The organism is Streptococcus danieliae (genome assembly GCF_009767945.1).
Classification (GTDB): Bacteria; Bacillota; Bacilli; order Lactobacillales; family Streptococcaceae; genus Streptococcus; species Streptococcus danieliae.
Window position 1 is genome coordinate 1 of sequence record NZ_WSRS01000115.1, and the last position, 4,022, is coordinate 4,022.

Sequence of the window (4,022 nt, forward strand, 5' to 3'; positions counted from 1 at the left end):
TTCGCATCCACTAAACCAATCTCCTCTACTCATGTTTTCTGAGACTAGTATAGCTAGATTTCTACTTTATCGGAAGATACCTTGTTATTGGGCGCTTACAGTAAAACGTCAGATAGCAGAGGCACATTTACAAGAAGAGTATCAGGAGAAAATTGATCAAGCAAATGATAAGGCGGAAAAAGAAATCCTTAAAGCAGACTTAGATCAAAAATTAGAGGAAAGTAAGCAAAACCATGATGCAGAACTCAAGGAAAACCTGAAGGAGACGGTAACTCAGCTACCAGAAGCTCTTATCGAGCAAATTGAAACCAAGCAAGCTGAGAAGATTAGAGATAGAGCGGAGAATGACATTCGAGGGCACTTACGTGGTTTTGCTAGAACCATCCCAAGTTTTATCATGGCATATGGCGATGAATATTTGACTTTGGATAATTTTGATACCTATGTTCCCGAAGCTGTTTTTTCTGAGGTGACAGGGATTGGCGTTGAGCAATTCCGTTATCTTCGTGATGGTGGGAAAGATTTTGAGGGGCATCTTTTTGATCGACAAACTTTTGACGAGGCTATCCAAGAGTTTTTACGAAAGAAAGATGAGTTATCTAACTATTTTGAAGATGTAAAAGAGGATATTTTTGACTATATTCCGCCACAGAAAACGAATCAGATTTTTACACCGAAACGAGTCGTAAAACGGATGGTCGATGATTTGGAGAAGGAAAATCCTGGGATCTTTGACGATCCAAATAAGACTTTTTTGGATCCTTACATGAAATCAGGACTTTATATCACCGAACTGGTGAAACGTCTTTATAATAGTAAAGGTTTAAAAGGAGCCTTTCCTGATGAGCAGGATCGCATTAAACACATCCTTGAAAAGCAAGTATTTGGTTTTGCTCCGACAGAGATTATCTATAAAATTTGTATCAATTATATATTTGGGAATCTTCCAGAAACAATCAGTCGTGACAACTTTGTGCAAGAAGATACGATTCCAGCAGTCAAAGAAGGGAAATTACAAGAACTTGTTGATCGATATCTTGGTTAATCGTATCATCACAGTACAAGCACGCTCTCACTCTCTAGTTTGATTTTAACCTAGCTTGACTATTTTGAGCTTGTCAATTGAAAATGGCTAAGGAGGAAATCCTAGCCTTTTTCTTGTTTCTAGGCTTTTTGATTGACAGGCCGGAAGTCTTTCAGTATACTAGTTGTAACAAAAAAAGTTACAGGAGAGAATCCCTATGAAAATTGCCGTACTTGCAGCCAATGGCCAAGCTGGTCAGGAAATTGTTAAAGAAGCCGTCAAACGAGGGCATGAGGTGACGGCCATTGTCCGTTCTGCCAACAAGAGTCAAGCTCAGGCTGTGATTGAGAAAGATATTTTGGATGTGACGCGAGCAGACCTTCAAGGTTTTGATGCTGTCGTGACAGCCTTTGGAGTTTTTGCAGAGGAGCTTCTTCCTCTCCATACCAAAACCTTAGAGCACCTGGTCTCTGTGCTCGAAAATACAGACATTCCGTTTTATGTTGTAGGTGGAGCTGGCTCACTCTATCTTACAGAAGTGGGTGGCTTAACCTTAGCGGAAAGCGATGGTTTCCCAGAAGCCTTTAGACCTCTAGCCTTGGCCATGAAGGTTGGTTTGGATTTCTTACGCGCAAGCCAGCATGTTGACTGGGTTTACCTTAGTCCAGCAGCTGATTTTGATGCAGAAGCACCTACCAAGGGAACTTATGTCTTAGAAGGGGAAGTCTTTACAACAGATGCAGAGGGTAAGAGTCAGATTTCCTATGCAGATTATGCTAAGGCCATGGTTGATCTGATTGAAGATGGGAGCTACGCTCAGACACGTTTGTCAGTACGCTGGTAATTCCCTATATCAAAAAAGCTTGAATTTTTAAGAATTCAAGCTTTTTTGATAGTCTGCGATAATGGCTTCTTTTTGAGCCTTGCTGAGTTTTTTGAATTGGGCTTCTGCTCTTAGGGCCTGACTTTTGTCGGGGTAGGGTTGGGTGTAGACCAGGGTGACGGGGCGTCTCGCCCGTGTATACTTAGCCCCCTTGCCATCGTTGTGCTGCTTGATTCGGCGTTCCAGATGGTTGGTGTAGCCGGTGTAGAGACTGTTGTCCCGGCAGCGAACCACGTAGATGCAGTCTCCTTTATTGGCGTCCATAGATTTCCTGAATCTCAGGCCGGTAGGAGCCGTCCTCCTCATGGATGTAGAGTGGCGGGAAGATCTTTAAGCCATCTGTTGAACCATCCTTGATTGCCTCAATTAAGATCATATTGGCTTCGCGGTTTTCCTTTGGGTAAACAAATTGGAGGCGCTTGGGTGCTAATTTGTAGGCCTGGAGTGTATTTAAAATGTCTAGTAAGCGATCCGGGCGGTGGACCAGGGCCAGTCTCCCATTGGATTTGAGAACCTTCTGGGCAACGCGACAAATCTCTTCCAAATTGGTAGTGATTTCGTGGCGAGCCAAGAGGTAGTAGGGGCTCAGATTTTTATTAGAGGTTTCACTGGCCTTGAAATAGGGTGGGTTGCAGAGAATTAAATCGACCTGACTGGGAGGGAGCTTTTGGGGCAAATCTTTTAAATCCATATTCCACACCTCAACCTGCTGCTCCAAGTTATTCAAGTGAACCGACCGTTGGGCCATATCTGCCAGGCGTTCTTGGATTTCAACCAAGAGAATGGAGGCTTTGGTGTGCTGGCTGGCAAAGAGGCCAACAGCGCCATTGCCGGCGCAAAGGTCGAGGATTTTCCCTTTCTTTGGTAATTTGGGGAAGCGAGACAGGAGGACACTGTCGATGGAGTAGGAGAAGACGTCACGATTTTGGATAATTTTTACCGGACTGGTAAACAACTGATCCAGTCGTTCCCCCGGAAGCAATTCAATTTTACACATAAAACCATTATAGCATTTTGTCAAAGAAAGCAGGCAACCGAATGGGTTCGGTTGCCTGACTGAAGCGTTTAAATTTCCTGGTAGTTAACGTCGAGAGCCCGCTGGACGGCTGGTCGTTGTGCGATTTTTGCGGTCCAGGCTTGAAGGTTTTGGTATTCCCCTACATTGAGGAAGTGGCCGGCCTTGTCCCAAATCTTGTCTTGGGCGAGACGGCCGTACCAGGACCAGATGGCAATATCAGCGATACTGTAGCTGTCACCGGCGATATAGGGTTTGTCGGCCAATTCCTTATCGAGCAGATCCAACTGGCGTTTGGTTTCCATAGCAAAGCGGTTAATGGCGTATTCAATCTTTTCCGGTGCATAGTGGAAGAAATGGCCGAAACCTCCGCCTAGGAAGGGAGCAGCACCTGTTTGCCAGAAGAGCCAGTTGAGGACTTCATTACGTTCGGCTGGATCTTTGGGCAGAAACTGCTCAAATTTTTCAGCTAGATAGAGCAGGATATTGGCAGATTCAAACACGCGCACTGGCTTGTCAGCAGATAAATCGAGCAAGGCTGGAATTTTTGAGTTAGGGTTGATGCTAACAAAGTCAGAACCAAATTGATCGCCGTCACCAATTTTAATCCGGAAGGCATCGTAATCAGCCTCAGCAATCCCCAACTCTCGTAGCTCTTCAAACATGATGAGGGCTTTAATGCCGTTTGGCGTTGAAAGTGAGTAGAGTTGGAAGGGTTTCTCTCCCTTTGGCAAGGTCTGCTCAAACCGACTTCCAGCTGTGGGTTGGTTGAGCCCACCCCAGGCTCCGCCGAGGTTGGCAGGATTCTCCCAAATTTCAGGTACTTTGTATTGAGACATAGCTTTCTCCTTGTTTTTTCTACTGTTATGCTATCAGATTCAAGGAGTCATTTCAAGTTTTTACTACGGCACAAAAAAGCTATGCAGAGGAATCCGCACAGCTTTTTTTGGCTCTTTGTCAAGTTGTGTGGAATCCCTGAAAACTGACAGTTTTAGGCTTTTATTATTTAGCTTTTTAATAAGGGTGTTGAGATGGTTTTAACGTCAATCCGAATCCGGCTTCTTTCGAATTTCTATGAGATGCTTTCCCTGTGGTGGGGG

Annotated in this window: 4 protein-coding genes and 1 pseudogene; 2 read left to right on the forward strand and 3 right to left on the reverse strand. The window is 44.6% G+C overall.

The annotated features are described in order from the left end of the window. Together E5983_RS08670 and E5983_RS08675 are read left to right on the forward strand one after the other, a co-directional pair. Nucleotides 1-1,045 (forward strand): annotated as a pseudogene (locus E5983_RS08670) (restriction endonuclease); the annotation flags it as partial. A 196-nt stretch (nucleotides 1,046-1,241) separates the two neighbouring features. Next, nucleotides 1,242-1,868, forward strand: coding sequence for an NAD(P)-dependent oxidoreductase (locus E5983_RS08675; RefSeq protein ID WP_160333442.1), 627 nt, complete (start codon nucleotides 1,242-1,244; stop codon nucleotides 1,866-1,868). A 27-nt stretch (nucleotides 1,869-1,895) separates the two neighbouring features. Here E5983_RS08675 and E5983_RS08680 read toward each other — a convergent pair whose 3' ends face one another. From E5983_RS08680 to yghU, 3 genes are all read right to left on the reverse strand, one after another. Further along, nucleotides 1,896-2,171 (reverse strand): GIY-YIG nuclease family protein, encoded by a 276-nt coding sequence (locus tag E5983_RS08680; protein WP_160333443.1) that lies wholly within the window; start codon nucleotides 2,169-2,171, stop codon nucleotides 1,896-1,898. Then, the gene (locus E5983_RS08685) at nucleotides 2,158-2,904 is read right to left on the reverse strand and encodes a tRNA1(Val) (adenine(37)-N6)-methyltransferase (RefSeq protein ID WP_160333444.1); all 747 of its coding nucleotides are present in this window, start codon (nucleotides 2,902-2,904) and stop codon (nucleotides 2,158-2,160) included. Before E5983_RS08685 ends, E5983_RS08680 begins: the two co-directional genes overlap by 14 nt. 68 nt (nucleotides 2,905-2,972) lie before the next feature. Next, a complete protein-coding gene (gene yghU / locus E5983_RS08690; protein ID WP_160333445.1) occupies nucleotides 2,973-3,761 on the reverse strand; it encodes a glutathione-dependent disulfide-bond oxidoreductase in 789 nt (262 codons plus the stop codon). Nucleotides 3,762-4,022: the final 261 nt, after the last annotated feature.